The organism is Quadrisphaera setariae (assembly GCF_008041935.1).
Lineage (GTDB): Bacteria > Actinomycetota > Actinomycetes > Actinomycetales > Quadrisphaeraceae > Quadrisphaera > Quadrisphaera setariae.
The window spans coordinates 82576-108775 of record NZ_VKAC01000008.1 but is presented as its reverse complement, the minus strand read 5'-3'; the positions used below and the strand labels follow the sequence as shown (position 1 = coordinate 108775).

General features: G+C 73.9%; 22 protein-coding genes and 2 pseudogenes. 13 read left to right on the top strand and 11 right to left on the bottom strand.

The features are described from left to right. Positions 1 to 120 precede the first annotated feature (120 nt). On the top strand, positions 121 to 975 hold the full coding sequence (locus FMM08_RS14375; protein ID WP_147927070.1) for a DUF4190 domain-containing protein: 855 nt from the start codon (positions 121 to 123) through the stop codon (positions 973 to 975). Positions 976 to 1224: 249 nt separating this feature from the next. Here FMM08_RS14375 and FMM08_RS14370 read toward each other — a convergent pair whose 3' ends face one another. Next, positions 1225 to 2076 carry an HNH endonuclease gene (locus tag FMM08_RS14370; RefSeq protein ID WP_222710787.1) on the bottom strand — a complete coding sequence of 284 codons (852 nt, stop codon included), beginning with the start codon at positions 2074 to 2076 and terminating at the stop codon, positions 1225 to 1227. Positions 2077 to 2217: 141 nt separating this feature from the next. Here FMM08_RS14370 and FMM08_RS14365 point away from each other — a divergent pair, with 141 nt between their 5' ends. Next, entirely contained in the window at positions 2218 to 3741 is a 1524-nt protein-coding gene (locus FMM08_RS14365) for an McrB family protein (RefSeq protein ID WP_187279764.1), read from the top strand. A gap of 2 nt (positions 3742 to 3743) precedes the next feature. Then, positions 3744 to 4940: a 5-methylcytosine restriction system specificity protein McrC gene (locus tag FMM08_RS14360; RefSeq protein ID WP_147927068.1), complete on the top strand. Its 1197-nt coding sequence runs from the start codon at positions 3744 to 3746 to the stop codon at positions 4938 to 4940. Positions 4941 to 4943: 3 nt separating this feature from the next. Here FMM08_RS14360 and FMM08_RS14355 read toward each other — a convergent pair whose 3' ends face one another. Both FMM08_RS14355 and FMM08_RS14350 read right to left on the bottom strand, forming a co-directional pair. Next, on the bottom strand, positions 4944 to 5339 hold the full coding sequence (locus FMM08_RS14355; RefSeq protein ID WP_147927067.1) for a hypothetical protein: 396 nt from the start codon (positions 5337 to 5339) through the stop codon (positions 4944 to 4946). A gap of 103 nt (positions 5340 to 5442) precedes the next feature. Continuing rightward, on the bottom strand, positions 5443 to 6441 hold the full coding sequence (locus FMM08_RS14350) for an ADP-ribosylglycohydrolase family protein (protein ID WP_147927066.1): 999 nt from the start codon (positions 6439 to 6441) through the stop codon (positions 5443 to 5445). Between the two features lie 178 nt (positions 6442 to 6619). Here FMM08_RS14350 and FMM08_RS14345 point away from each other — a divergent pair, with 178 nt between their 5' ends. Together FMM08_RS14345 and FMM08_RS14340 are read left to right on the top strand one after the other, a co-directional pair. Next, complete coding sequence (locus FMM08_RS14345; RefSeq protein WP_147927065.1) at positions 6620 to 7549, top strand: NERD domain-containing protein; 930 nt, start codon at positions 6620 to 6622, stop codon at positions 7547 to 7549. A 53-nt stretch (positions 7550 to 7602) separates the two neighbouring features. Continuing rightward, complete coding sequence (locus tag FMM08_RS14340; protein WP_147927064.1) at positions 7603 to 8139, top strand: hypothetical protein; 537 nt, start codon at positions 7603 to 7605, stop codon at positions 8137 to 8139. Here FMM08_RS14340 and FMM08_RS14335 read toward each other — a convergent pair. After that, positions 8130 to 9032: an alpha/beta fold hydrolase gene (locus tag FMM08_RS14335; protein WP_187279763.1), complete on the bottom strand. Its 903-nt coding sequence runs from the start codon at positions 9030 to 9032 to the stop codon at positions 8130 to 8132. The two genes, FMM08_RS14340 and FMM08_RS14335, sit on opposite strands and share 10 nt — an antisense overlap. Positions 9033 to 9077: 45 nt before the next feature. On the opposite strand from FMM08_RS14335, the gene FMM08_RS14330 reads away from it, so the two are divergent. The 3 genes from FMM08_RS14330 to FMM08_RS14320 are packed head-to-tail and all read left to right on the top strand — an operon-like array spanning position 9078 to position 10713. Continuing rightward, positions 9078 to 9296 (top strand): hypothetical protein, encoded by a 219-nt coding sequence (locus FMM08_RS14330; RefSeq protein WP_147927062.1) that lies wholly within the window; start codon positions 9078 to 9080, stop codon positions 9294 to 9296. 53 nt (positions 9297 to 9349) lie between these two features. Then, entirely contained in the window at positions 9350 to 9952 is a 603-nt protein-coding gene (locus FMM08_RS14325) for a hypothetical protein (protein ID WP_147927061.1), read from the top strand. Positions 9953 to 9993: 41 nt separating this feature from the next. Continuing rightward, complete coding sequence (locus FMM08_RS14320; RefSeq protein WP_187279762.1) at positions 9994 to 10713, top strand: NERD domain-containing protein; 720 nt, start codon at positions 9994 to 9996, stop codon at positions 10711 to 10713. Positions 10714 to 10724: 11 nt separating this feature from the next. Here the strand turns inward: FMM08_RS14320 and FMM08_RS14315 are convergent, their stop codons facing one another. Together FMM08_RS14315 and gtfA are read right to left on the bottom strand one after the other, a co-directional pair. Beyond that, positions 10725 to 11348: a DUF6518 family protein gene (locus FMM08_RS14315; protein ID WP_147927059.1), complete on the bottom strand. Its 624-nt coding sequence runs from the start codon at positions 11346 to 11348 to the stop codon at positions 10725 to 10727. Between the two features lie 185 nt (positions 11349 to 11533). Then, complete coding sequence (gene gtfA / locus FMM08_RS14310) at positions 11534 to 13045, bottom strand: sucrose phosphorylase (protein WP_147927058.1); 1512 nt, start codon at positions 13043 to 13045, stop codon at positions 11534 to 11536. 107 nt (positions 13046 to 13152) lie between these two features. On the opposite strand from gtfA, the gene FMM08_RS14305 reads away from it, so the two are divergent. Further along, a complete protein-coding gene (locus FMM08_RS14305; RefSeq protein ID WP_147927057.1) occupies positions 13153 to 16038 on the top strand; it encodes a hypothetical protein in 2886 nt (961 codons plus the stop codon). Between the two features lie 128 nt (positions 16039 to 16166). Beyond that, positions 16167 to 17069, top strand: coding sequence for a hypothetical protein (locus FMM08_RS14300; RefSeq protein WP_147927056.1), 903 nt, complete (start codon positions 16167 to 16169; stop codon positions 17067 to 17069). Between the two features lie 99 nt (positions 17070 to 17168). Here FMM08_RS14300 and FMM08_RS14295 read toward each other — a convergent pair whose 3' ends face one another. The 3 genes and pseudogenes from FMM08_RS14295 to FMM08_RS24225 form a co-directional block, all read right to left on the bottom strand. Beyond that, complete coding sequence (locus tag FMM08_RS14295) at positions 17169 to 18011, bottom strand: SDR family NAD(P)-dependent oxidoreductase (protein ID WP_147927178.1); 843 nt, start codon at positions 18009 to 18011, stop codon at positions 17169 to 17171. Between the two features lie 8 nt (positions 18012 to 18019). Further along, positions 18020 to 18883: pseudogene (locus FMM08_RS24230) on the bottom strand (alpha/beta fold hydrolase); the annotation flags it as partial. A gap of 105 nt (positions 18884 to 18988) precedes the next feature. After that, a pseudogene (locus FMM08_RS24225) lies at positions 18989 to 20485 on the bottom strand (flavin-containing monooxygenase); the annotation flags it as partial. Between the two features lie 73 nt (positions 20486 to 20558). On the opposite strand from FMM08_RS24225, the gene FMM08_RS14285 reads away from it, so the two are divergent. Next, entirely contained in the window at positions 20559 to 21818 is a 1260-nt protein-coding gene (locus tag FMM08_RS14285; RefSeq protein ID WP_439653565.1) for a PucR family transcriptional regulator, read from the top strand. A gap of 83 nt (positions 21819 to 21901) precedes the next feature. Here FMM08_RS14285 and FMM08_RS14280 read toward each other — a convergent pair whose 3' ends face one another. Beyond that, positions 21902 to 23704 (bottom strand): DUF4407 domain-containing protein, encoded by a 1803-nt coding sequence (locus FMM08_RS14280; protein WP_147927055.1) that lies wholly within the window; start codon positions 23702 to 23704, stop codon positions 21902 to 21904. A gap of 296 nt (positions 23705 to 24000) precedes the next feature. Between FMM08_RS14280 and FMM08_RS14275 the strand changes: the two genes are divergently transcribed. After that, on the top strand, positions 24001 to 24480 hold the full coding sequence (locus tag FMM08_RS14275) for a hypothetical protein (RefSeq protein ID WP_147927054.1): 480 nt from the start codon (positions 24001 to 24003) through the stop codon (positions 24478 to 24480). A 43-nt stretch (positions 24481 to 24523) separates the two neighbouring features. Here the strand turns inward: FMM08_RS14275 and FMM08_RS14270 are convergent, their stop codons facing one another. Beyond that, on the bottom strand, positions 24524 to 25315 hold the full coding sequence (locus FMM08_RS14270) for a matrixin family metalloprotease (RefSeq protein WP_147927053.1): 792 nt from the start codon (positions 25313 to 25315) through the stop codon (positions 24524 to 24526). Positions 25316 to 25489: 174 nt separating this feature from the next. Between FMM08_RS14270 and FMM08_RS14265 the strand changes: the two genes are divergently transcribed. Beyond that, the gene (locus FMM08_RS14265) at positions 25490 to 26173 is read left to right on the top strand and encodes a DUF6318 family protein (protein ID WP_147927052.1); all 684 of its coding nucleotides are present in this window, start codon (positions 25490 to 25492) and stop codon (positions 26171 to 26173) included. Positions 26174 to 26200: the final 27 nt, after the last annotated feature.

Here is a 26200-nt window from a genome sequence, read left to right as displayed (position 1 = left end):
CGGGACCTTTACAGGAAACGTCCAACCCCCGTCCAGGTGCTTCGGCGTTGCACGTGCGTGCGATCGTCGAGGACGACGTATGGTGCCGACGCCGAACAGGCGTTCAAGGGGGAGAACACCATGTCGATGCACCAGCCTTATGTGGGGACACCTGACGTCCGTCAGCCGACCAACGGATGGGCGACCGGTGCGATCGTGACCGCCGGCGTTGCCTTCATCTTCGGGTGGGTCCCGGTCTTCGGCCTCCTCCTGGGAGTCGCCGCGATCGTGCTGGGCGTCGTGGCCCTTCGGAGGGCTACGGCCTTGAGTGGCCGTGGAAGAGGGCTGGGCATCACCTCGATCGTGCTGGGGGCCCTTGCGGCCTTGACGAGCATCGTCATCACGATCGCCGCCTTTGCCTCGGGCACGTCGACGGACACGGCCGAGCCTGCCCAGACCGCATCGCCTGCGGCGTCAGCGTCCCCGTCCTCGGCAGCGCCGACCTCGTCGGCTGCACCGAGTGCCGCACCCTCGACCAGTGCACCGGAGCCGGCGCCGACGTCATCAGCGCCCGCACCCGAGCCTCCAGCCCCGGCGGCTCCCGCTGCCGGGATTGGCATCCCTGCCGTCTCAGGAGACCTCACCTTCACGGTCACCTCTTTCAAGTGCGGCATCAGCCGGGTTGGTAGCCGCACCTTCGGCGCTGACGCGCAGGGCCAGTTCTGCCAAGCAGACCTGTCGGTGCTGAACAATGGTCAGCGAGCCAACTACTTCACGTCCTCGCAGGCCACGCTCCTGAACGGGAGCGGGCAGGAGTTCTCCGCATCAAGTGACTCCATCTACCTCGACAGCGGCGCGGGACTGTTCGACCAGATCAACCCCGGCAACACGCTCAGCGGGTCGCTCCTCTTCGACGTGCCGAAGGGCGCAGACCTCTCCGGGCTCGAGCTACGCGATGGGCTCTTCGACAAGCCCGTCACCGTGCCAGTGCGATGACGTGAGTCGCCTGGCGGGAAGTCGCATCCCGCCGGGGGGCTTTCACGTGCTAGCCGCGCCGTGACCGCAGTTGAGGGAGCCCCGCGAAGTTCCGAGTGGCGACGTCTCGCCCGAGATGCCGGCTCCATCCACCGCGTGGTGCGGGACGACGGCGACACCACCCACCACATCGAGACGGAGTGCTCAGCTGCACGGCATCGATGTCACAAGCGCTAGCTAAATCGACAGTCGTCGTGAGAGCAGCCCCGGTCAGCCAGCGGAGACGAACCGCTCGTAGCGCCACGCGAGGCCGTCCCTGTCGGGGCGGTCTCGCGGGCGTTGCGGGAGGTCGATGGTCCGGCCGTGCATGTCCTGCAGTCCGTGGCGCAGCATCGGGCCGTCCACCTCGTCGAGCAGCGCCTGGTTGATCGCCACCCGGTGGTCGGGGGAGATGCCGAGCAGGTTCGCGTCGTACGCGCGGTGGTGGATGGTGCACAGGCTCAGGCCATTGGTGGTCACGGCGCGACCGTCGGGGTGGCTGTCGGGGTAGATGTGCGCGGCCTCGAGCAGCTCCGCGTGGCGCAGCGAGCAGATGGCGCACCGCGTGGCGTAGGCGCGGATCACCTGCCCGCGGAAGTACGGCTGGTGCAGCCGCTGCTTGGCCAGCCGGACCGCGTAGCGGCGCTGGTCCTCCGTGGGGTGTGCGACATCCCGCATGAACAGGAACGACTCGTCGAGGGCGGTGGTGAAGCTGGCCGACGCTCCGTCGTCGGCGACCACGTAGACCGGATGCACCGGGATGTAGACATTCGGTTCGGGCTTGAGAAGAAGGATCAGCGGCAGGCCGCGCTCGTAGGCCTGGCGCAGCTTGGTGTTGTCGCCACCCGAGCCGCCCTTGCGGTAGGCGTAGTGGAGGAGACCGTCACCGGAGTCGCGGTCGGCGTACGGACCGTCGGTCGCACTGACGATGGCGAGGGTCGCCACCATCGACTGGGGGTTCCTGCTGCCCCGGGAGTAGTCGATGAGCGGTAGGGACGTGCCGTCCTCCAGGGTGTGGCCGAGCAGGTCGGCGCGGGAGATCCAGCCACCGTTGTGCGCGGCGCGCTCCTCGACCCATCGCATGATCCGTCGCGCATGTCCCGCTCGACATCGCTGTCCACGGCGATAGCTCATCACACGGCGTCAGCAGAGGCGGTTGATCACGGAGAGCCCAGTGGGTGTCCCTCCGACGAGGGCGGGACTCGCAGTAGGCAGGATCGGGGGATGCCCGCACCGGAGCGCGCTGCCGTCGCCGAGTACGTCCGTGAACGCCGTGAGCTGTTCGGGCCGGAGTTCGTGCCCGGCCGCCTCCGACCCGAGGCGGAGGCGAGGGCGCTCCTTGACGCGAAGGCCGGGCGGATGTCCAAGGACGACGCCGCCGCGCTCGGCGCAGCCTGCAACCGCCACCAGCGCGGCAGCGTCCAGATGCGCAACAGGTTCTCGCCGGCGTTCTTCGGCGGCTGGCTGAACGTCGTCACCGCCGACCTCGACCTCTTCAACCGGCGGGTCGAGGAGCTCTGGCAAGGCTCCGAGGAGGACGCGCTCGCCCTCCTCGACCAGGTCTGCAAGACCCCGTCGACCTTCCCCGGTGCGGGTCGTGTGCTCCCCACGATGCTCCTCTACCTGCGCGATCCCGAGCGCTTCCCCGTGTGGATCACCGCCACAGCCACCGGCCTGGCGGTCCTCGACGGCGGCCGCGTCATCGGGCAGCAGTCAGCGCTGCCGGGCTACCGGGAGTTCGCCGAGCGGGTCGCCACCTTGCGCGCCGAGCACGGGCTCGCCGCTCAGGAGGTCGACGCCGTCCTCGCCAGGGCGCAGCAGCACTTCGCGAAGCAGGACCCGCCGAGCCCGCCGAGGTCGGCGGCGAGCGGGGCAACGACCAGCGGCGCTCCCGGTCCGGAGGCGGCCATGGAGATCAGTGAGGCTGTCGCCCCGGAGGACCTCGATGAGTGGATCGAGCTGCTCTCCGACCCGCGCAAGCGGCAGATGGTCTTCTACGGCCCGCCCGGCACGGGCAAGACCTGGGTGGCTCGACGGCTAGCCGACCACCTCGCCGGTCACTCCTCTCGCGTGACCACGGTGCAGTTCCACCCCGCGTACTCCTACGAGGACTTCGTCGAGGGGCTCCGCCCGGAGGTCGGCCGGGGCGCCACCGCCGGGCAGTTCTCGTACGTCGTGCGACCCGGTGTGTTCCGGCAGGCGTGCGACGCCGCCCGCGCCGACCGGGACCACACCCACGTCGTCCTGGTCGACGAGATGAACCGCGCCGACCTCGCCGCTGCCTTCGGGGAGCTGCTCGTGCTCCTCGAGTACCGCGATGAGCTCTCCGTGCGCCTGCCATACAGCCAGGACGACTTCTCCGTGCCGTCCAACCTCGTACTGCTGGCCACGATGAACACCGCTGATCGGAGCCTGGCGCTGGTCGACTTCGCGCTGCGGCGGCGGTTCCACACGGTGGAGGTCCGCCCTGACCGCGGCGTGCTGGAGCACCACGTGGCAGGGCAGCCCGCGGACGCCCGGGCGCTCGTGCTCGACCTCTTCGACCTCGTGCAGGACGCCGTCGGCCGCGACGCTCCCGGCGCGCCCGGCCACTCGTTCTGGATGGCGCCGGACACCTCGGCCGCGGGCCTGGCTCGGGTCTGGCGCTACCAGCTGCGGCCCTACCTGCAGGAGCACTGGTTCGAGCGGCCCGAGCAGCTGGTCGCGCTCGAGGAGCGGGTCGAGCGGCTGCTCGGCGAGCAGTCCTGACCGTGCGAGCGACGCCGCAGCTGGTACCCGTCTCGGAGTGGACGACGGCGCGCCTGCACCTGGACGACGCTGACCGCGTCGCCGTCGTCGGGCTCCTCGGCGCTGTGGTGCAGTCGGTGACGCCGACGGCGAGGGCGGGCGAGTTCGACGTCGTCCTGGGATCTGTCGCGGGGCGGATCGCGCTGCCGTCGGGCGTCGTCCTCGACGTCGCCAGCCGTCGGATCAGCACGGCCGACCTGCTGCACCTCCTGCGGGTCACCGGACGGTTCCCCTCGCTGCACCACGCGGGCGCGACGCCCGGGGGAGCGGGCGCTGGGGTGGTCGACGTGCTGGCGCTGTCGCTGGCTCGCGAGGTCGACGGGCTCGTCGCCGCCGGGCTCGCCAAGGAGTACGTCACGCGGCGGCTCGACAGGCCGCCGTACGGCGGGGTGCTCGACGTCCGCGAGCACCTGGGTCGGCGGATGGCCCGCGCGGACCAGCTCGTCACGCGGGTGCGGCGCCTCACCACCGACACCCCTCGCCACCAGCAGCTCGCCGCCGCGTTGGCCGCACTGCATCGGTCGGGGCTGCGTGAGGTGGCGGAGCGGGCGGTGCTGCGCAGCACCGCGGCGATGGGCCCGGTGTCCCCGACGTCGCTGTCGGCCAGCGCGCTGCGCGCGCTCGTGGGCACCCACCGGCTCGGCCGGTACGACGCCGCGCTGGAGCTGGCGATCACCGTCGCTCAGGCGCAGGAGCTCGACCTCGGCGGGGCGGGCCTGCGGTCGTCGTCGCTGCTGTTCGCGCTGCCGCAGGTCTGGGAGGACGCCGTCGCCCTGTGGGCGTGCGGCCAGCACCCCGGGCGTCGCGTCGTCCAGCAGCACCCCTTCGCCGTCACCGACGGCCGCGAGATCACCGCGCGAGCCGACGTCGTCGTCCTCGACGACGACGGACGCGTCGAGCGGCTCCTGGACGCCAAGTACAAGCGGCTCGGCTCGACGCCGAGCGCCGCGGACGTCTACCAGATGGTCACGTACTGCCACCGGCTCGGACTGCGCCGCGCGTCACTGGTCCACCCGGCCAGCGACGGGCCGCTGGTGACGCGCGTCGTGTCGATCGGAGACGTCGACGTCGAGACGATCCAGCTCCCGGCGACCGCGGTGACGCCGGCCGGCGCGGATGGTGTCGCACCTGCCGCGCCAGCGCCGAGCCGGAGCCTCTGACCGTCAGGCCCAGTGCGAGTAGCACGCCTCGCGGATGCGGACCGCATCCTCGGAGAAGCCGTGGCCGACCTCGCGCGTGGCCTTCTCGACGACGAGCGCCGCGAGGTCCGGCTCGCCGCGGCGTCGGCAGTCCTCGCCGATGAGGTCCAGCACCTCACCCATGCCCTGCGGCAGGGCGATGCGGTCCGCAGCTTGTGACGCCTCCGCGTAGGTCAGGGTGCGGCGCTCGCGCGCGGCGGCGATGAGGGCGGCGCGCAAGAGCGGGAGGCGGTCCCAGCGGTGAGGAGTGACCCGCGTGCGCTTCTTGCCAGGGCGGACCAGCCACTCGCCTTGGTGGAGGCGGAAGTCGCAGACCTCGGGCGCAAGGCTCGGGCGGGCGCTGGAGGAAGCCACGGACACGGGTCGATGGTTGCTCGCCAAGGGAGTCCGGGACAGCCACGGCGGCCTTGCGTCACACGCACGGCGTGGGGCGAGCACCCGAGTGGCGGGGCTGCGTCGCGCGTCAGACCTGCTCGCCCGTACCTGAGGTCGCGGTGTCCCGAGCGAGCCGCTGCAGGTCAGCGGCTCGCCGGCCGCCGATGCCGTGCACCAGGTCGCGCCAGGCGGCCGGCACGGCGCTGGCGCCCCACCGAGCGCCCAGCAGCGCTCCAGCGATCGCCGCGACGGTGTCCGTGTCGTTCCCAGTGCGGACCGCGGCGTGCAGCGCCGGCTCGAGCTGGCTCCCCGGCGTGGAGGCGATCGCCGTCCACGCGTCCTGCAGCGCCGCGACGGTCCAGCCGTTGCTCGCTGCGCGGTCGCGCTCTCCACGAGCGGCGGCCTCCAAGCGGTCGGCCCACAGCTGGCGCCGCTCGGCCGGTAGCAGGTCCAGACCGCTGTCGACGGCGAAGCGTCCGTACAGCACGGCGACCCGCACCGCTTCGCTCCACAGCACGCACGAGTCGCCGGCATCGGGGTCGGCATGGGTCAGCTCGGCGACAGCCCGCGCGGCGCGGGCGGTGGCTTGCCGGTCGTGCAGGCGCGTCAGCCCGACGATCCCGGTCCGCATGAGCGCTCCGTTGCCGCCGGTGCGTTCTCCGGCGGCGGCGAGAGCGGCGCTGGCCCGGCGGATGCTGTCGGCCGATCCGGGCCCGGGTGAGGTCCCGCGCAGCACCTTGGCCGTCTGGATGCCGATGTCGGCGGGACCGTCCGCGGCCCAGGCGATGAAGCCGTCGGCGATCTGGTCCAGCGCCTCGGCGGAGGTGAGGTCGAGCCCGCGCGAGGACACCTCGGCGATGATCACCGCCATCTGCGTGTCGTCGCTGTACTCGCCGGGGGCGTAGTCGCCGAGCCCGCCGCCGAGCATCTCGGCGCGCCCGTCGGTGTCGTCGCCGAGGCGCGGCAACCGGTCATCAGGCACGAACTCGTAGGGGACGCCGAGCGCATCACCGACCGCCTGGCCGAGCAGCACGCCGGCTGCACGGTCCAGCTGGTCATCGGTGAGCTGAGGCGTGCTGGTGGACATGGCTGACTCCGTTCGGCACTGACCCGTCGTGCGAGGCGAGGCTTCCACACCTGCCCAGCCCGGTGTTGTCCCTGCGGGCGTCGGCAGGCACTGGCGTCTCCGGGCCCCGCACCGCGGCGTTGGTGTCCACCCGTACGGGCGCTGGTGGGGGAGCGGTCCGTGCCGTCACCCTCAGTGAGTGACTGAGCACGCTGGGGGGGCGTCCATGAGCGAGCGGATGGCAGGGGCGGGTGCCGCTCAGCAGGTGGAGGTGCTGGAACGGCGACTGGCTGCGAAGCAGCTCGCCCTCGCGGGGATCCAGCAGGAGATCCACGGCATCGAGCAGAACCTGCAGCGCTGGCGCGCTGGCCTCGCGGGCGAGCGCCAGGTCGCCGACGTGCTGTCGGGTCTCGTTGCAGCCGGGTGGGTGGTGCTGCACGACCTCCACTGGCCCGGCCGCCCGAAGGCCAACCTCGACCACGTAGCGGTCGGCCCCGGCGGGGTGGTCGTCGTCGACACCAAGAACTGGTCAGCGACCGCAGTGGTTGGTGCCGATGGTGTTCTCCGAGCAGGCGGCTACCGCAAGGCGGAGGCCAGCGCCGACGTGGTCCGGATGGTCGCCGATGTCGCCTCCGGGCTGGAGCCGCAGCACCGCGGGGCCGTGCGCGGAGCGCTGTGCTTCACCGGCCAGGACCTCGAACCCGTGGCGACGGCGGACGGCGCCGTCGTCCTAGGGGACGGTCAGCTGGTCGACTGGCTGAGCGGACTGCCGGCGCGGCTGCAGCCTCAGGAGGTGACAGCCATCGCTCGCTACCTGGGTGAGCAGCTCGGTGGAGCGGTCTCTCCGGGACTGCTCACGACGGCTGCGCTCGCGGGGCAGCGCCGCCCTCTGCCGCCGCCCGTTCACACGGCCAAGCCGAACGGGAGGCCATCGCGCAGCACCCGTCGTCCGAAGATCCAGGCGGGAAAGGCGCTGCTGAAGGTCGCCATCGTGGTGACGGCGCTGTCGACGGCGCCGGTCTGGCTCGAGCCCGTGGGCATGGCGTTCGGTCACCTCCTGAGCGGTGTCGTCATCGACGTGCTGCCCGAGGCGCCGCTGGTGCCCACCCCCACATCGGCGGCGCCGTGACCCTGCTGGCGCCTCCCGCCGTCCCGGCCATCCCAGCAGCTGTGGCTCGGGAGGTGCACGCCAGCGACCACTTCACCGGTCTCGACGCGACGGTCGCGGACTTCTGGCGCTTCGCCTTGGGCGACCTGCGCAGCAACACCACTCGCGGCCTGCTCGCCGAGTTCCTCGTGCAGCGGGCGGTCGGCGGGGACGGCGTGCGCGAGGAGTGGGCCAAGCACGACGTCACCGCCGCTGACGGCACGACCATCGAGGTGAAGAGCGCCGCGCGCCTGCAGGCGTGGCCGCAGCGCCGGGCCGCGGTGCCTCGCTTCGGAGGGCTGCGCAGCCGCACGTGGACCGATGGCGTCGGCCACACGGACGTGGCGACCCACCACGCGCAGGTCTACGTCTTCTGCCTGCACACCGAGACCGACCCCCGCGCCTACGACGCGCTCGACCTCGACCAGTGGCAGTTCGCCGCCCTCAGCAGAGCCGTGGTCGAGGCGCAGGGCTGCGCATCGCTCGCCTGGCCGACGGGGCTGCGTCTCGCCGGCGAGTCCGCGCACCACCGCGACCTCGCCGAGGCCGTGGCTGCCTGCCTTCAGGCGTGAGCCTGGACGAATCTCCTCAGCGCTGACGCGTACTCCGCCGGCCGGTCCTCCCACGGCAGGTGGCCCGCGCCGTCGATGACCACCAGCTCCGCGTGCGGCAGTGCTTCCGCCACCGTGAGCGTTCCGATCGCCGGACGCGGGTCCTCTGCGCCTCGGATGATGAGTACCGGCACGTCGATGCCCGCCAGCTCGTCCAGCGCCTCGGCCGGGTCGCGGCCGAACTCCTCGACCGCCATCGAGTGGTTCGCGTGCTCGTTGACCGGCAGGGGAGTGGTGGCGAAGGCCTCCACCGCCGCGACCGTCGCGGCGGTCGCCGGAGCGGGGTGGTCGGGCAGCCACTGCAGCGTGCGCCAGCGCACCTCCTGCTCCCACGTCCGCCCGCGCTGTCCCAGCTCGCCGAGCCGCCGGTGCTCGCCCCACTCAGCCGCTGTGAGCCGGTCGGCCATCCGCGCCTTCGCCTCCGCGCGCTGCGACGGCCAGTCCGGGCCGGTGCCGGCGCACCACACCACGGCGCTCACCCTTGACGGATGGGCCGCGGCGTAGCGCGTCGCGATCGCCGCGCCGAACGAGTGCCCGAACACCGTCCACCGCTCGTGGCCGAAGGCATCCCGCAGCTCCTCCAGGTCGGCGACCGCCCGCGCGATCGTCTGCACGTCGCTGGGGTCGGAGCGCCCGCAGCCGCGCTGGTCGTACCGGTGGGTGGAGACCAGGTCAGCGACGGACGCTGCCACCGGTTCGAGGTGGTCCCACAGGCCCGGACCCCCGTGCACGAGCACGAGCGCCGGGCGCCCCTCGCCGTCGTCGTCCTCATCGGTCACCCAGGACGACGACGTCCACAGATCCACCCCGTCCCGCATCCGCACCCGGCGCTCCACCGCGTCTGCAGCGGCCACCGGGCCACCCTGGCAGCGACCGCGCCCGGGGGGCACCATGGCGTGATGGCCATGCCGCTCCTGTGCCCCGGCTGCGGGAAGCGCGAAGGCGTCCGGCTGGTGCTCGGGTACCCGAACCCCGCCGCGCGGGCGGAGATCGACAGCGGTGACGCCGTGTGGGGCGGCTGCTCCCTGCCGCACCCGCCACCGCCGAGGCCGTGGGTCGACACCGCGTGCCGGGCGTGCGGGGCGCAGTGGTCGAGCGAGGCCAAACCGTCGCGCTGACGGGGACGCGGCGCGGCGAGGGCGCTGTCGGTGGTCGCTGAGAGGTTCAGCCCGTGCCCGACCACGCCGTCTCGACGATCACCGTGTGGTCCACCGACCCGCCGGCCCTGGCGGCGGTCAAGGTCCACGCCGCGGCGCCGAGCGACTGGCCGGTGGCGCCCGCGGGTCGCAGTGGCGGCCACCGCCTCCTGGCCTGGCTCGGCGGGCTGGGGGAGCGGCGCGGGCTCTCGTCGGGGGCGTGGGTGGAGCGGCCGTTCTCGCTGGAGGCGGTCGTGCCGACCGGCATGGACGAAGGCGCGTGGGACGGCGACCGCGCCCTCGCGCTGTGGGGCACCAGCCGCCCGGAGCTGGAGTCGACGGTGGAGGTGGTCGCTGACGACCGCATCGTCTACGGGCTCGCCACCGCCTACTCCCACGCCGGCGAGGTGTTCCGGGCCCTCAGCGCCGCGCACCCGTCAGTGGTGGTGCACGCGGTGACCACCTGCGAGAGCGAGTACGCCGCGGTCGCCTGGTACGTGCGCGGTGAGGTGGTCGACGAGCGGGAGCTGCAGCTCGACCTCACCGACGAGGAGTGGGAGGAGTGGGACCTCGACTGGGACCTCCCTGCCGACTGGTCCTTCGACGTCGCGACGGCGCAGCGCCTGGCGATCGGGTGACCCGACTGTCGATCATGGGTGGCTGCGCCGACGCTCCGGGGGTGGTGACTCCCGGGAGCCGTGCGGCGCAGCGCGTCGCTGCCGCCCTGGAGGAGCTGCGTGCCCACGGGTGGGAGCTGCTCCACGGCGTCCACCGGCCCGGACGTCCCAGGGCGACCCTCGACCACGTGGCCGTCGGACCCGGGGGCGTCGTGGTGGTCGACGCCGTGCGCTCGCCCGGCACACCGCACGAGCGCGAGGACGCAGCCCGCATGGCCTGCGACGTCGCGTCCCTGCTGCCGCCGCGGCACCGGACGGCGGTCGTGTCCGTGCTGTGCGCGGTCGGCCAGCCGCTGGCAGTGTCCCCTGGAGGGGCGGGGGTGGCCGTCGTCAGCGACGCCCACCTCGCGGAGCACCTGCGCTCCCTTCCCCACCGGTTCGACGACGACGACGTCCGCGCCGTCGCCGCCCAGCTCCGCGAGCTGCTCGCCGGTCCGCACTCGCCGTCGGTGCTGTCCGCGCAGGCGTGGGAGCAGCGCACAGCGCCGGTGTCCGTGCCGTCGCTCGCGGTGCTCGGGACCGCCGCTGCCCCTCCGGGCACCTCAGGTACCCCTGCGTCCCAGCGCTCGACGCACGCGACGGCTGCGCGGGCGGGATCGGTGCAGGAGCGGCGCGTCCGTCGTCGTCCTGCTCCGTCGCGCGTCGAGCACCTGCTGACGCGTCTCGGTCTGCTGGGCCTGCTGGTCGGCGGCTGCGCCCTGTGGGTCCACGCCCTGGGCTGACGCCGGGGACCTCAGCCGAGCAGGCTGTGGAGCGCGACCTCACCGGCTGCGCCGAGGGGGAGCACCAGCAGCAGCCACGCCGCGGCCGCACCGACGCCCCGTGCTCGATGACTCCAGGCTCGAGGGCCGCGTGCGGCCGCCGCGGTGGCGCCCAGCACCGCCACCAGCAGGGCGCCGAGCACGCAGAAGACGACGGCGTCACCGACGTAGCCCAGGTAGTACGCGTAGGAGACGGCCCCCTCCGCGAGGAACACACCGCCCAGCAGCGCAGCCCCCAGCGCGGCGAGGCGCAGGGACGCGGCGCGTCGCCACCACCACCCGGCGACGGCGAGGACCGGACCCCCGACCACGGCGGTCGCCGACCACAGCAGCACCCATGCGGGGTTGACGCCGAAGCCCCGCAGCGCCGACGTGACGTAGTACCCGGCGACCTCGCCGAGGCACACGAGCACCCCGGCCAGCACCGCGCTCCACGGCCGCCGGCTGAGCGCCCCGACGACGAACGCGGGCGCCACCCACGGCCCCACCGCGTTGGCCAGTCCCGCGAAGGGCCACGGCAGCACCGTCTGCAGGCCGGACGTGGCCGCACCCCATGCCAGCCCGACCGCCACCGCTACAGCGAGGGCCGGTGCCACGCGGAGGCCCCTGCGGTCAGCCCCAGCGGCAGAGGTGCGGGGCGGGCTCATCACGGCGGGGTCGCTCACAGGACGAACGCTGCACCGCCGTCGCGGTGTCGAGCATCAGCGCGCAGCCGGACCCCGACAGTTGGTCTTCATGCCCGGGGGTGAAGATCGGTCGCCTCGCCTCAGCCCCCTGCCCCTCATCCCTCCGCGGTCGGGCGCAGGCTGCCGAACAGCGCGGCGGGGGCTTCGTCGTCGTCGTGGTCTGGTGTGGTCGCGGTGATCGTCCAGGTCCGCGCGGCCAGGTCAGTGCGCAGTTCAGCGGTCTGGTCGCCGTTCGTCCAGCGCAGCAGCAGTCCGCCGGGTGCGCCGTCGTCGGACGACTCGGTGACGGTGAGGTCGCCGTCGAACGCGGTGCAGGTGTTGCGCCACCTCAGCACGTCGAGGAACAGCGCCACGTGCGGGTGGGCGACGCGCTCGCGGACCTCGTCGGCCGTGTAGTCGTGGCGGTTGATGGCGCGCGGGTCGCCGACGGCGGCGAGGGCCTCGAGGTCGTTGCCGCCGAACAGCGCCCCCACGTAGTAGACCTGCGGGATGCCCGGCACGAACAGCTGGAGCACGCGGGCGAGCAGGTGGGCGTCGTCGTCGCTGCCCAGCGCCGCGTGGAAGCTGCACATGAGCTGGTAGCGGCGGGGCTGTCCGCTGCCGCGGCGGATGACGGGCTCGCGGCCCGTGACGAGGTGGCGGCTGTCGGCGATGACCGCGGTGACGCGCTCGCTGACGAGGTCGACCTCGTCGTCGGACAGGAGCCCGGCGACGTCCACCACACCGATGCCGTCGTGGGTGTCGAGGGTGGTGAACTGCGTGCGCGGACAGATGCCGAGCCAGTGCGCGAGGCGGTCGGTGCGGCCGGTCATGAGGGCGTGGAGGGTGAGCATCGGCAGGGCGAAGTCGTAGACCCACAGGCCGCGCTCGGCCATGGCCAGCTGCAGCTCGTAGCGCTCGTGGACCTCCGGGAGCACCTGCGTGCCGGCCTCGCGGAGGGGCTCGCGGCCGATCTCGAGGACCTGCCACACCTCCGGCTCCACGAAGAAGCAGCTGGTGCCGGGACGCTTGGAGGCGTAGGCGAGGGCGTCGAACCTGATGATCGGGACCAGCTGGGCGAGGCGGCCGAGGGTGCGCCGGTAGTAGGCCCGGGTGGCGTCGGCGAAGGGGTCGACGTCGACCTGCTCGGCGAAGAACGTGCTCCACAGCTGGACGTCCGTGCCGTCGGCGAGGGTGAAGGTGCGGACCGGGCCGCCCTCGCGGCGGCTGTAGAGCGTCTCGAGGTCCTCGGCGGTGGGGGAGCCGCCGGGCCAGAACTCGTCCCAGCGGATGAACATGTCGCGGTGCGGGGAGGCGTCGCCGTGGGCGAGGTAGTCCTGGAACTCCGCCGACCGGATCGACACGTGGTTGATCATGAAGTCGGCCATGACGGTGTACTTCTCGGCGAGGCGTGCGACGTCGTCCCAGGTGCCGAGGCGCGGGTCGACGGTGTCGTAGTGGACGACGGCGAAGCCCCGGTCACCCGAGGACGGGTAGAACGGCAGCACGTGCACCCCGCCGAACGCGCCGGCCAGCTCGCCGTCGAGGAGCTGCTCGAGGTGGCGCAGGCCACCGCCGAGGCTGTCCGCGTAGGTGATGAGCATGGCCTCGTTGGTGACGGGCTTCACGCGACCAGCCTCGGGGTGGAGGTGCGGTGAACGCATCCGGAGGTCCCGTGCGCGGAGGCCGGTGCAGGTCAGTGCGGGTTGTCGGTGGTGCGTGATCAGGTGCGGGCATGGAATCGCTGCTGGAGGAGCGCCTCGCGGCGCGCCTGTGGTGGCGTGCGGCGGCGCACCCGGAGGGGTACGAGCTCGAGTCCTCGGTGCAGCTGCTGGCCCTGGGTGACGGGCCCGCTGCCGGTAGTGCTGCCTCTGCGGAGGCGTCGTTTGCCGTCGTCGATGATGACGACGACGAGGGCACCGGCGACTGCGACCAGGAGGGCTGCACCCCAGGTGCTCTGCGGCCGACGCCTCAGGAGCCGGTGGGCGTCGAGGCAGAGCCGGAGGCGTCTCCCCGGGCGCTGCTGCCCGAGGCCTGCCTGCTGGGGGTGCGCGATGCGGTGGCGCTGGAGTGGGCGGCACTGACCCCGGGTGCGGAGCTGGTGGCGGCGGTGGAGGAGCTGTGGGGTGACCTCGCCGCAGACCTGGACGCTGCCTGCCGCTCCACGGACGCCGCGGTGGCAGGAGCAGCGCCGGACCCCTCCACGCCGGGCGACCCCGCTCATGACGGAGGTGACCCCGCGGCCGGGCCGGACGCCGAGCACGCGTCCGGGGCCGCCGCACCGCTCGACCTCGATGACGCATCGGACCAGTCCGCATCAGCCGCGAAACCAGACCAGCCCAGCGTCCACCCCGGGGAGTCCGACGACCGCAGCCTGCGCGACGACGCCGACCCGTCCGACGACGCCGTCCAGCCTGCTGGTGTCCCGGCCTGGGGTGCCACCTCGGATGCGGAGCTGGTCGAGGCGGTCGCGGCGTGCGAACGCCAGATCGCCGCGCTGGCAGCCCGCCGAGACCAGATCGCCGGGGTCTTCGCCTCCCGCCGTGCTGCCGAAGCCGACGCCGACGTCGCGGATGCCCGCGCGGCCACCGCCCGCGACGGCAAGGGCCGCCCCTGGGCGATCCGCCCCCGTTCCACCGCGCCCTCGGAGCTGTGCGCGCGCTTGGGCATCGGCTCGGTCGCCGCCGACGCCCTCGTCGAGCGCGGCCTGGCCGCGGTGGGAGCCCAGCGGGACGTGGCCGCGGCGATGGCCGCCGGAGCCCTGCCCGCGGCAGCGGGGTCGTGGATGTTGGAGCAGCTGTCCGCGGTGCGCACCACCGCCTACCTCTCCGCCCTGGAACGCGAGAGCACCACCCGCGAGCGGGCGCTGGCGGAGGAGCGCGCAGCGCAGGACGCTGCCCGAGCCGAGTCCGGGCAGCCGCCGCTGAGTCGGGAGCAGCTGCGGGCGCGGGCCGCCGCTGACCAGGCCGAGGTGGACGCCCGCGCCGAAGCAGCTGCTGCCGCGCACGCCGAGCAGGTCGCTGCCGCGGTGCGTCGGGAGCTGCTGGAGCGTGCCACCGGCACCTCCAGCTGGTCTGTTGGTGGCGCCGGGCAGGACCTGGCGCCCAGCTCTGACCCCAGCTCTGACACCACCACCGGCACTGGCACCGGCACCGGCACCGGCTCCGGCGACGGCTCCAGCAGTGCTGCGCCGTCTGGTCCGGCGGGTGCGACATCGCGGCCCACGGCCGGGGCGGGGCTGGGCCCGAACCGGCGGGCGTGGACCAAGCGCCTGAACACCGCCGTGCACCGCGCTGATGCTGACGCTGCTCAGCGTCGTGCGGCGAAGGCCCGTGCGGGGTGCTCCACCGCGCGGTGGTCAGAAGCTGACGGGCAGGCGGCGTTGCAGCTGCGGGGACCGGCGGAGGACATCGCCGTGATCACCGCGGCGATGGACGCCCGTGCCCGCCGCCGCCAGCAGCAGGCCCGCGCTGCCGAGCGCGCCGCTGCCAGGGAGCAGGGGCGCCCGTTCGACCGGGGTGCGGTGGGCAGCCTGGATGCTCACCGGATCGCTGCGGTGAAGGAGTGGGCGACCGCGGCGTTGGAGATCTCTGAGACCTCCGGGGTGTCGGGGACGTGGTACCCGATCGCGCGGACGGCGGCGTCCAAGCCGGTGGTGCACCTGGTGCTGCCGTGGACGGTGCTGGCGGGGGTGTCCACCATCGGGGCGCAGCTGGCCGGGTACGGGCCGATCGGTGCGGTGGCGGCACTGCGGATCGCCGCGGACGGCTTGTGGCGTCGGGTGCTGGCCGATCCCGCCTGTGGTGCGGCGGTCGGGATCGAAGAGGGGGCGTGGCGACCGAGCACGGCCTTGGCGCGGTTGGTGGGGCTGCGGTGGTGGTCCTCGACGTTGCCGTCCTCGACCCGTGCGGTGGGGGCCGACCACGGCCCTGCTGGTGGCGGCAGCGGTGGGGGTGGTGCTGGGGGTGGGCAGCTCGACCACGTCCAGCCCTACGCCGCCGGTGACCCTTCAGGTGGGCCGACGGAGGTGACGAACCTGCAGCTGCTGGCCCAGAGCGAGCACCTGCTCAAGCAGGCCGGGGAGCACGCCCGCCCCGGCCACGGCTGGAGCGTGGCGGTAGAGCGCACCGGTCCGCCCGGACCAGGTGACCCTGTGCCGGCGCCAGGGGACGGGGTGGTGTGGACCGCACCGACCGGGCACACCTACCGCGTCAGCCCGCAGGTGCTGCTGGACCCTGAGGACACCCTCGCAGGCCCTGGGGAGGACAGCGCCTCAGGAGGAGCGGGCATGACGTGCGACTCCTGCGCAGCGGAGGAAGTCGTCGGCGCCGGCGGAACAGGGGGCACCGACGTGGGTGGGTTGCCGGGGTGGGTGCACCGGCTGCTGGCTGACGTCCTGCCCGCCTGGGTGGGGTGGCCACCGGATGGACGTCCGGCCGGCACACGACCAGCTACCGGGACCGGCGAGAGCGGACAGGACGAGGACGCGGTGGTGTGGTCCACGGACTGGGCTCGTGCCGTCCTCACCGACGCCCCACCCGAACCCGCACCCGAGCACGACGACGACATCGACCAGGGCGGAGAAGAGCCGTACCTGTTCGACGACCTACCGGCCGCTTGACGGCGGCACCTGTCGTCGACGGTCTCGGGCGTGCCCACAGCCAGGTCGGAGCCGGCCGAGGACGGCAGTTGTCCACAGTCGGGGTCTGCAGCCTCCGCTGAGATCACCGCACGCGCCAGGGTTGCTCCATGAGCCCGCGATCTCGTCGCCGCACCACGAAGTCCGCCGCACGCCGCAGCACCGCCCAGCGCGGCACGCGACCGAGCATCCCGCGGCAGCGGCAGGCACCCGAGGAGGAGCTGCTGCAGCGGTCCGAGCCGTTCGTCACCAACGACGACGCCCTCCTCGTGCTGCACCGGGCCGTGGAGGACCCGGCCTTCCAGCAGTTCCTCGACCAGCTGCCGCTCGTCCACCTCATCGGGCAGTTCCTGGACTGGGTCGAGGAGGGCGACGACCTCGACGACCTCGACGACGATGTCGAGCCGCACCGCGACCCCATCGACTCCACCGACTCCGTGGAGTCCGCCGCGATCCCCGAGGACGACGACAGCACTGACCTCCCCTCGGAGGCCTCGCTCTTCGAGCGCCTCGGCGTCGCAGCCATCGGGTGCACCGCTGTCGAGCGCTGGCGCCCCCGTGTGCTCTCCATGGCGTGCACGCGCTGGGGGCTCATCTCCCTCACCGACGATGGACTGGAGCGCTGCCCCGACCTCATGGGCTGGACCGCGGTCGACGCGAAGGACCGCGCGTGGGCTCGTGCCCTCGTCGTCGCCGCGGCCGTGGAGTGCACGGCCCGCCACGTCTCAGCCCAGCACGTCGCGGGGGACCACGTCCGCCACGCCTTCGCCACCATGCTCGCCAGCTCGATCGAGGACGACCCCTGGCCGCTGGGACTCATGAGCGCCCTGCGACCCGACGACGTCCTGTCCGAGCACGTGGACCGGATCGTCCTGGAGCACGTCACCGAGCTGCGCTCGTGGGGCGTCCTCGCCGAGGGCGACCGTCTGCAGGTCGCCCCCGGCGCTGAGCCCCTGCTGCGGTCCGTCTCGATCAACCTCCGCGCGGATCCCGTGCTCGTGCCGGCCGCGTGAGCTGCAGCGGCAGGCCTCAGCGGTCGGGGCTCGCCCGACCGGATCGGTGGCCCGCGCTGAGCGTCAGGGGCTGAGCGGTTCGGGCTCGCCAGGCCAGCGTCAGCGGGACGTGCGCCTCGCGAGCCGCGCCACGAGCGCCGGGTAGTGGCGCGGCACCAGGCGCACGACGGCGTCGACGACCTTCGCGTCGCGGCCCACGAGCACCCGCGGACTGCCCGCCTCCACCCCGTCGACGACGATCCGCGCCGCCTGCTCCGGAGGCATCCGCAGCAGCTTCTCGTTGTAGCGCCGCTGCTGCGCCTCCTCCTCTGTGCTCACCTGGTGCCCGGACGCCTTCGCGTGCTCCAGCGCGGACGTCGCGATGCTCGTCCGCACCCCACCGGGGTGCACCACGGTCACCCGCACCGGCTGTCTGGCGGCGAGCACCTCCGCGCGCAGCGCCTCGGTGAACCCTCGCACCCCGAACTTGCTCGCGCTGTACGCCGACAGCCCGCTCTGCGCCATGAACCCGTTGAGGCTGGAGATGTTCACGACGTGCCCGTCACCGGACGCCACGAGGTGCGGCAGGAACGCCTGCGTCCCGTGGATGACCCCGAACAGGTTGATGCCCAGCACGCGCTCGTACTCGGACCAGTCGCTCTCGATCACGGTGCCGCTGCTGGCCACGCCCGCGTTGTTGTAGAGCTGGTGGACCACGTCGAGCTCGTCGACGACGACGCGGGCGTAGGCGAAGAACGCGTCCCTGTCGCTGACGTCGAGCCGGGCGGTGTGGACCCGCGCGCCCAGCGCCCGGGCCCGCTGCGCCGTCTCGGCCAGCCCCGCCTCGGACACGTCGGACAGCGCCAGGCGAGCACCGCGCTTGGCCAGCTCCAGCGCGAGCGCTCTGCCGATGCCCGACCCCGCGCCGGTCACCACGCACGCCTTGCCGGCCACGCTGTTCACGGTCCCGCTCACTGCTGCGCTCCTTCGAACTCCTGGTTGATGGACCCGTCGGCCCCCGCCGCGGCGCTCGCCACGTGGTCACCGACGAGCGCCACGAGCCGCTCGACCAGCGCCGACGACACGAGGTGCCCCATCCCGGGGACCACCACGTGCCGGGACCCGGCGATCGCGGCCGCCGTCGCCGCACCGCCGCTCGCCTGGACCATGACGTCGTGGTCGCCGTGGACGACCAGCGTCGGCGCCGTCACCCGGGCGAGCTCCGCGGTCCGGTCACCGCTGGCGGCGATCGCCTGGATCTGTCGCGCTGGCCCGATCCTCGACGCCGGCCCGCCTCCGCGCTCCCACGCGCCGCGGGCGCGGGCCTCCTCGGCGGCTGCGTCGTCGTCGGACAGGGGGAAGCCCGGACCGGCGAGGTGGTGGACCATCCCGAGGTGGCGCGCCACGGCCACCTCCACCGTGGTGGCGGGGGCGTGGCGCAGCCGCCACAGCGTCGACCGCGCCGCACCACCGACACCGGCGGCACCCGTCGTCGAGTACAGGGACGTCAGCGACGCGACCCGGTCCGGACGCCGCGACGCCAGCACCTGCGCCACCATCCCTCCGAGCGACTGCCCCACCACGTGCGCCCGCTGCACGCCGAGGTGGTCGAGCAGGCCGACGGCGTCGGCTGCCATGTCGGCGAGGTCGTACGCGTCAGGCCGCGGCTGACGGAAGAGCTGCCGCGCCAGCCCTGGCGCGGGGGCGTCGATGCGGCTGGACCGTCCGATGTCGCGGTTGTCGAACCGCACCACCCGCAGTCCGCGCGCCACGAGCCCGTCGACAAAGGCCGCCGGCCATGCGGTCAGGTCCTGTCCCAGTCCGGCGATGAGCAGCACCACCTCGCGGCCGTCGTCGTCGTCCTGAGCGGTGTCGCGGAAGCAGATCCGCGGGCCTGCGGGCAGCTGCACGAAGCGGTCCGGATCGGGTCGCTGGAGCGAGGTCAGCTGCAGCTCCGGGTCGACCACGCTGCCCTCACGGAGCACGGCGACGTCCGAGCGGTAGTCCATCGACGTGGTCCACGGCGGCCGGCTGCCCTGCTTCGGCAGCTCGTCGACCGCGCGCTGGATGTACCCGGCGCCGAAGTCGAGGTAGGGCCGCGTCGGCATGCCGGGGTCGGACGGCACGGGCCGCGCGGTGTCGTACCCGTGCTCGGCCATGTGGCGCAGCAGCCGCACGAGGTGCTCGCACAGCAGCCCGACCTTGAGCGTCCAAGAGGAGTTGGTGTACCCGATCGAGAAGGCCAGGTTCGGCACCCCGGACAGCATCATCCCCTTGTAGGCGAGCCGCTCGGGCAGCACGACCCCCTCACCGTCCACGCAGACGCGGGCCCCGCCGAAGATCTGCACCGCAAGTCCCGTGGCGGTCACGACGACGTCGGCCTCCAGCCGCTCGCCGCTGACCAGCCGCACGCCCGTGGCGTCGAAGGTGTCAATGCGGTCCGTCACCACCGACGCCCTCCCGGACCGGATCGCCGCGAAGAGGTCACCGCTGGGGGAGGCGCACACGCGCTGGTCCCACGGGTCGTACGGGGGATTGAAGTGGGTGTCGACGTCGTAGCCCTCGGGCAGCTGCTTCGTCACCACCCGCCGGTAGATCGCGCGGGCGGCGCGGGGGTGCTCCTGGCTGAAGCGCCACACCGCGCGCTGCTTGGCGATGTTCTTGCGCCGGGTCAGCGCTGCGCCCCGCTCGTCGCCGAACCAGTGCCGCAGCCTCGCGCCGAGCTCGTCACCCCGGGAGACGGGCATGACGTAGGTGGGTGTGCGCTGCAGCATCGTCACGTGGGCGGCGGTCTGGGCGATCGCCGGCACCACCGTCACGGCCGTGGCTCCGCTGCCGACGACGACGACGCGCTTGCCCGTCACATCGAGGTCGGCCGGCCAGTGCTGCGGGTGCACGACGGTGTTGCCGGGAGTGGCGGCGAAGCGCTCCAGCCCTGGCAGGTCCGGGGTGTACCCGGCGTCGTAGCGGAAGTAGCCGGTACCTGCGAACACCCAGCCGGCGGTGAGCTGGAACCGCTCGGGCTGGTCGGACTGGTCGGGGGAGCTGTCGGTGCGCTCGACGGTGACCGTCCAGCGGGCGGTCTGGCTGCTCCACGACAGGTCCACCACCCGCTGGTGGTAGCGGATCTTGTCGTCCAGCCCGCCCTCGGTGGCCGCCTCGCGCAGGTAGCGCAGGATGCGCGGCGCGTCGGCGATGGCCTGCTCGTCGAGCCAGGGCTTGAACTCGTACCCGAACGTCGACAGGTCGGAGTCGGAGCGCACCCCGGGGTAGCGGAACAGGTCCCACGTGCCGCCGGACGCGCCCCGCGCCTCGAGGATCGCGAAGGAGGTGCCCGGCAGCTCAGCAGCCAGGTAGCGCCCGGCACCGATGCCCGAGATGCCGGCACCGATGACGACGACGTCGAGGTGCTCGAGCCCGACGGGTGGGTCTGGGATCACGGTCACCCCACCATGGTGCGCGACGCACCACTGCTCGTGCTGCAGCACCGTGCACCGGTGGCGCCGTCCTGTGGTGCACGATGCTGCGGTGGTGGTGGGGGCGGATGCTGACTGGCCACAGCCGTCGACCGAGGTGCGGGAGCTGTTCCGCCGCGGTGCGCAGACGGCGCTCGACGTGCGCGCCACCTGGGTGGCGCAGCTGCACGAGGCGTCGCTGAGCACCGGGAGGATGCGCGCCGTGGCCGCCGACCCGGTGCTCGCGGCCGCCGTCCGCCGCACGAACGAGGCCAACCTGCTCCTGTGGGCCACCGCCAACGTCCGCGACCCCGGTGCGCGCGTGCCCGCCGGCACCGGCCCGGAGGCCCTGGAGACCGCGCGCGACCTGGTCCGCCGCGGACTCGACCAGCGCGCCCTGGAGGCCTACCGCGCGGTGCAGGGCGTCGTGTGGCGGCAGTGGACGGCCACCTGCTTCGAGCTCACCGACGACCCGGCGCTGCTGCGGGAGCTGCTCGACGTCTCGGCGCTGTCCATCTCCACCTTCCTCGACGACACGGTGGCCGCCGTCGTGGAGCACATGGACGCCGAGCGCGCCGAGCTCACCCGCGGTGCCCACGCCGAGCGGCGCGCCGTGGTGACGCTGCTGCTGGAGGGAGCGCCCATCGGCCGGGCCCGCGCCGAGGTGCAGCTCGGGTACGGCCTCACCGGCCCGCACACCGCCGCCGTCGTCTGGACCACCGAGGCGGGCACCGACCGGATGGAGGCCGCCGCCGACGCCGTGGCGCGCGCCGCCGGAACCGGTCGCCGCCTCACCGTGGTGGCGGGGGCGACGGCGCTGTGGCTGTGGCTGCCGGTGGCCGGGGAGGTCGCTGCGGACGACCTCGCCCGTCACCTGGTGGCCACCCCGTCGGTCCGGGTGGCCCTCGGGCGGGCGGGCCGTGACGTCGAGGGCTTCCGCCGCAGCCACCTCGACGCGCTGACCGCCCAGCGGCTGCTCGCCCGGCTCACCTCACCCCGGCAGGTGGTGCGCTACGAGGACGTGAAGCTCGTGGACCTGGTCACCGCCGACCCGGCGCGGGTGGAGGAGTTCATCGGCGACACGCTCGGCGCTCTGGCGGAGGCGCCCTCGGAGGTGCGGGACGCCGTGCTCACCCACGTGCGGGAGCTGGGGAGCGTCACGCGCACCGCGCAGCGGCTGTTCACCCACCGCAACACCGTGCTGCGACGGCTGGCGCGCGCCGACGAGCTGCTGCCCCGCCCGCTGGCCGAGGACGCGCTCGCCGTCGCCACCGCCCTGGAGGTGCTGCGCTGGCGAGGTGGTCGGGCCACCTGAGCGCGGGCACCCGGTCGCGGCCCCTCGATGCGAGTCTCCGCAGACCACCGGCGATCTCCGCCGATCGCGGCGGGACTCTGCTGTCAGGGCCGGCCTGGCGGACGGCGCAGCACGTCCCGGAGGTCGTAGACCGCCACCGGCTCCCGCGGGTCCCACGGGTGGGGGAGCAGCAGCGAGGTGGACCGGAGGTCAGGCGCCACCGGCTCCGCCGGCGCGACGGGGCCGACCACGCCGACCTGGCGGTGAGCGCCGACCTGGCCGGCACCACCGGCCGGGCTCTCCGCGCCGGCCGTGACGGGGGTGTCGACCGCGCCGACCGGTGAGCCGCTGTCGAGGTCCAGCGGGGGCAGCCCCTCGGCGAGCCGGTCGAGGTTGAGCGCCCGCAGCGTGCGCATCCGCTCCCGCTCCAGCCGCAGCCCCTCCCGGGTGGCCACCAGCGCGTCGGCCCGAGCGGCCTCCTGCTCGGCCAGGTGCAGCTGGCGGCCCACCTTCTGTTCGGCGAAGGCCAGCAGCCCGTCGACCTCCGCCTGCTCCAGCAGCACGCGGCGATCCTCGCGCCGCTCCAGCTCGCGCTCGCGGGCCGCGCTCACCCACGTGGCCCGCGCCCGCAGCTCCTCCGACCGTGCGGCCAGGGCCTCCTCGTAGGCGGAGGGCTTCGCCAGGCTCAGGAGCAGCTTGACGAGCACCGGCATCACCTCCAGCGCGGTGAGGAACGCGAAGAGGAGCCAGTGGGCGCTGGCGAGCACGCCGTTCTCACTGCTGAGGCGGTGCAGGGCCGACAGCCTCGCGAGCAGCCCGGTGTCCGCGTCGATGGCCGTCGCCTCGACCGCGGCCGCGTCGCGCTGCTGCTGCTCGAGCGCGGTGATCTGCTGGTCGAGCCGCTGTGCGGCGCTCGCGGCGTCGGCGCGGGACGAGGCCGCCCCGTCACGAGCCGTGGCCTGGACCGCCGCCAGCTCGCCCTGGGCCGCGGCCAGCGCCGCGGTGGCCGTGTCGCGCGCGGCGACCTTGCTCGCGTAGGCGGCCCCGGCGCCCGGCTCACCAGACCCGCAACGGCCCTCCGCCTCGCACGTCACGTCCTGCTGGGCGGCGGCCAGCGCTGCGGCGGCCGCGTCCACGCGCGCCTGGGCGTCGCGCACGGCCGGGTCGTCGGTGACCGCCGACGCCGACGTCGCCGTGCGGGCGGTCGCCAGCTGCGCCTCGCGCTGGTCCCGCAGCTGGGGCAGCACCCCGAACTGGGCGTTCGTGCTCAGCCGCTGCACGCTCTCAGCTTTCTGCTCCTGGTGCATCGCGGCCATCTCGGCGCCGATCTCCCGGTCGAAGACCGCCAGCGTCAGCGGCGTGGAGACCACCAGGCCGATGAGCACCGCGATGACCAGGCGGGGCGCCACGGTGAGCACGTTCTTCCACCACCGGTCCGACCGGCCCGCGCTCAGCACGAAGAACCTGTCGATGGTGAAGACCATCGCGGCCCAGCACAGGCCGAGGGCCGCGGACGCCAGCGCCGACCCTCCCGTGAGGATCTGGAACGCCAGGTACGACGAGCCACCGGCGAGCAGCGCCGACCCGAACATCACCGCACCGAGGGCCTCCTGGCCCGCCCGCTCCTTGGCCGTCACCGACCGCAGCACCGCGTGGTCCGTGCCGGAGGCCCACAGCAGCACGCGGTGCAGCGTCCGGGGCAGCCACAGCAGCAGCGCCACGAGGCCGCGGTGCAGCCCCCGGCAGCCGGGGCCCACCTGCGCGGCGCCACGGCGGACCGCCGACCACAGCGCGGGGTGCGCCGCGCCCCGCGCGAGGAAGCCGGCGCCTCGGGCCACCAGACCGGCGCTCCGCCCCAGCAGCTGGGCGGACCGCACGACCGGCCCAGCGGCGTGCGCCGTCGACACCGCCCACCTTCGCGCAGCCATCTCTGCCGGTGACGCGTCTGCCGGTGACGCGTCTGCCGGTGACGCGTCTGCCGTGGAGGTCTCCGCCGACGACGCGAGGGCGTGCGCGTCCGCCACCTCTGGTCTGGTCATGCTGGGCGCCGCTCCCGTGCTCGTGGTGTCCGGGACCTGATCGGCCGCCCCGCACGCCCCGTGCGCAGGAGCGAGCCGACCCGCCAGCGCGTCACCCGTTCGGAGCAGCAGCCTGATCCGGCCGTGTTCGGGTCTGCTCCGCTGCTCGTGGCTACCGTGAGTGCGTGTCCGACCACCGCGCACCGCGCGTCCCGGCGGCGCTGGACCGCGCCCCGCGCGCACCGGTGCCCGCCGGTCCCCTCGACGACGACGTCACGGGCGTCGAGGCCGTCAGCAGCAACGGGAGCAGCAGCGACGACGTCAGGAGCAGCCCCATCTCCGACGCCGCTGAGGAGGGCACGGGTGCGCTGCCAGCGCCCTACGAGACCGAGGCGCCCACCGACGACCTGGTGCTCATCGCCGCCGCCCTCGGCGCCGCGGCGCTGCTCGTGACGGTCCTGTCCGGCCTGCTGCCCGCCCTCGGCCCGACCGTCCGGACGACCGCCTGGCTCCTCGGTGCGACGGGCCTCGCCGTCTCGGTCGTCGCGGTGCGCCGGCGGACCCCCGCGAGCCGAACTGCGGTGGCGGGGGTGGCGCTCAGCGCGGCGGCGCTGCTGCTGTCGGCGGTGCTCGTCGTCGTCGGAGCAGCGGGTCAGCTCACCTGAGCCGCAGCGCCGGCACCCCGGGCCGCGCCGGCCCCGGCTCCGGTCAGGGCGTGGCGAGGTCCTCCACGCACGGACCGGCGCCCATGGCCTCCAACCCCGCCAGGTCTCCCGCGGCCGGCTCCACGACGTCGGGGTTGTCCTCGGCGAACATGAGCTGGGTCGGGTCGTCGACGTGGTCGAGGCCCACGAGGTGACCCAGCTCGTGGACGACCACCGCCCGCACCTGCGCCGGTCCGTTGCGCTCGGTGAGGATGTCGGCGAGGTCGGGTCCGTCGAGCATGACGTCACCGCTGACGTAGGCGCTGCGGCCGTCGGCGTCGGTGTACGCCTGGCTGCCCGCCAGGCCCACGGTGTCGCCCGCGAGGTCGGGGATGGTCGTGTCGTCGGTCCACGCGATGAGCACCGGCGCCCAGCGGTCGTCGCCGTACTGCGCCACCTGCGCCTCGCGGTCGGGTGACGGCTCCTCGTCGGTGCTGCCCTCGTCGACGAACGTCAGCCCGGTGGTGCGCGAGACCGTGGCGACGGCGTCGGCGACCAGCCGCTCCACCTCTTCCGGTGCGCCGTCGAGCTGGGTGACGTACCGGACGGGCTGGCAGGAGCTGTACCGGATCGGTTCGCCGGTGCTGTCGTCCGTCTCGAGGACGGCGTAGCCGGCGCTCGCCGGGTCCCCGCCGCCGGTAGGAGCCGACGAGGACGACGACGGCGTGGTCAGCGGCGGCGCCGTCGACGGAGCCGCTGCGTCGGTCTCGTCCGTGGTCAGCAGCGCGCACCCGCCGAGAGCGGCGGCGGTGCTCAGCGCCAGGACGGCGGCGGCGCCGCGAGCGAGGAGACCCACGGCGACAGCGTCGCACGGGCGATCACAGCACCCGGGACGGCGCGCTGAGCAGCGCAGGGCGAGCAGCGCAGCGCGCGCTGCGCCGTGCAGCGCGGGCAGCGCCCCTGAGCGGTCATCCACAGCCCGGAGACCAAGATCAGCGCGAGCTGTCGCTCCGTTCCTAGCCTCACCACCATGGTCGACCAGCAGCTCCCGCCCGTGCCGACGCCACCGCACCCCGAGCGGCGTCGCCGCCGCTGGCGCGTCGTCGGTCTCGTGAGCCTCGGGGTCGTGGCGGGGCTGCTGACCGGAGCCGTCGGGCTCGCGCTGCTGCTGTCCGCGTCGGTGCTCGCCGGGCCGCACCCGTCAGGGGGCGGCCGTCCGCACACCGAGCAGGAGAGGCCTCGCCGGGCCGCAGCGCCTCCGGCGGACCAGCCGTCCTCCACGCCCGTCACCACTCCGGACGCCGAGGGTGCCGCCGCGGCCGCCCGGGCCTTCGTCACCGCCTACGAGCACGGCTACCGCACCGGCGACTTCGCCGGCTTCGCGGCAGCGCAGGCGCCGAGCTGCTCCACCTGCCAGGAGCTCGCAGCGCCCGTCCAGGAGGCCCAGGCGCGAGGCGCACGCCTCGGCGAGCCCGGGATGGACGCGCCGGCGCTCACGGTGGTGGGGACCGACGGCGAGGCGGCGCTGGTCCACACGACCGTCGACGTCTCCGATCTCGTCGTCCACCGCAGCGACGGGACGCAGGGCCCCGTTCTCGGGTACCGCGCCGAGACCGACCTCTACCTCGTCTGGTCCGGGGACCGCTGGCAGGTGGCCGCCCTCGACGGCGACGCGTGGTGCCTCCAGCTCAACGCCCTGACGCCGGAGACCTGAGCGCAGCGCCTCCTGGGCCGCGGGGGG

What these genes read in the sequence shown, in the direction of transcription:
- FMM08_RS14375 (WP_147927070.1), top strand. Translation starts at nt 121, where the DNA reads ATGTCGATGCACCAGCCTTATGTGGGGACACCTGACGTCCGTCAGCCG.
- FMM08_RS14370 (WP_222710787.1), bottom strand. Translation starts at nt 2,076, where the DNA reads ATGCGATGGGTCGAGGAGCGCGCCGCGCACAACGGTGGCTGGATCTCC.
- FMM08_RS14365 (WP_187279764.1), top strand. Translation starts at nt 2,218, where the DNA reads ATGCCCGCACCGGAGCGCGCTGCCGTCGCCGAGTACGTCCGTGAACGC.
- FMM08_RS14350 (WP_147927066.1), bottom strand. Translation starts at nt 6,441, where the DNA reads ATGTCCACCAGCACGCCTCAGCTCACCGATGACCAGCTGGACCGTGCA.
- FMM08_RS14330 (WP_147927062.1), top strand. Translation starts at nt 9,078, where the DNA reads ATGGCCATGCCGCTCCTGTGCCCCGGCTGCGGGAAGCGCGAAGGCGTC.
- FMM08_RS14305 (WP_147927057.1), top strand. Translation starts at nt 13,153, where the DNA reads ATGGAATCGCTGCTGGAGGAGCGCCTCGCGGCGCGCCTGTGGTGGCGT.
- FMM08_RS14300 (WP_147927056.1), top strand. Translation starts at nt 16,167, where the DNA reads ATGAGCCCGCGATCTCGTCGCCGCACCACGAAGTCCGCCGCACGCCGC.
- FMM08_RS14265 (WP_147927052.1), top strand. Translation starts at nt 25,490, where the DNA reads ATGGTCGACCAGCAGCTCCCGCCCGTGCCGACGCCACCGCACCCCGAG.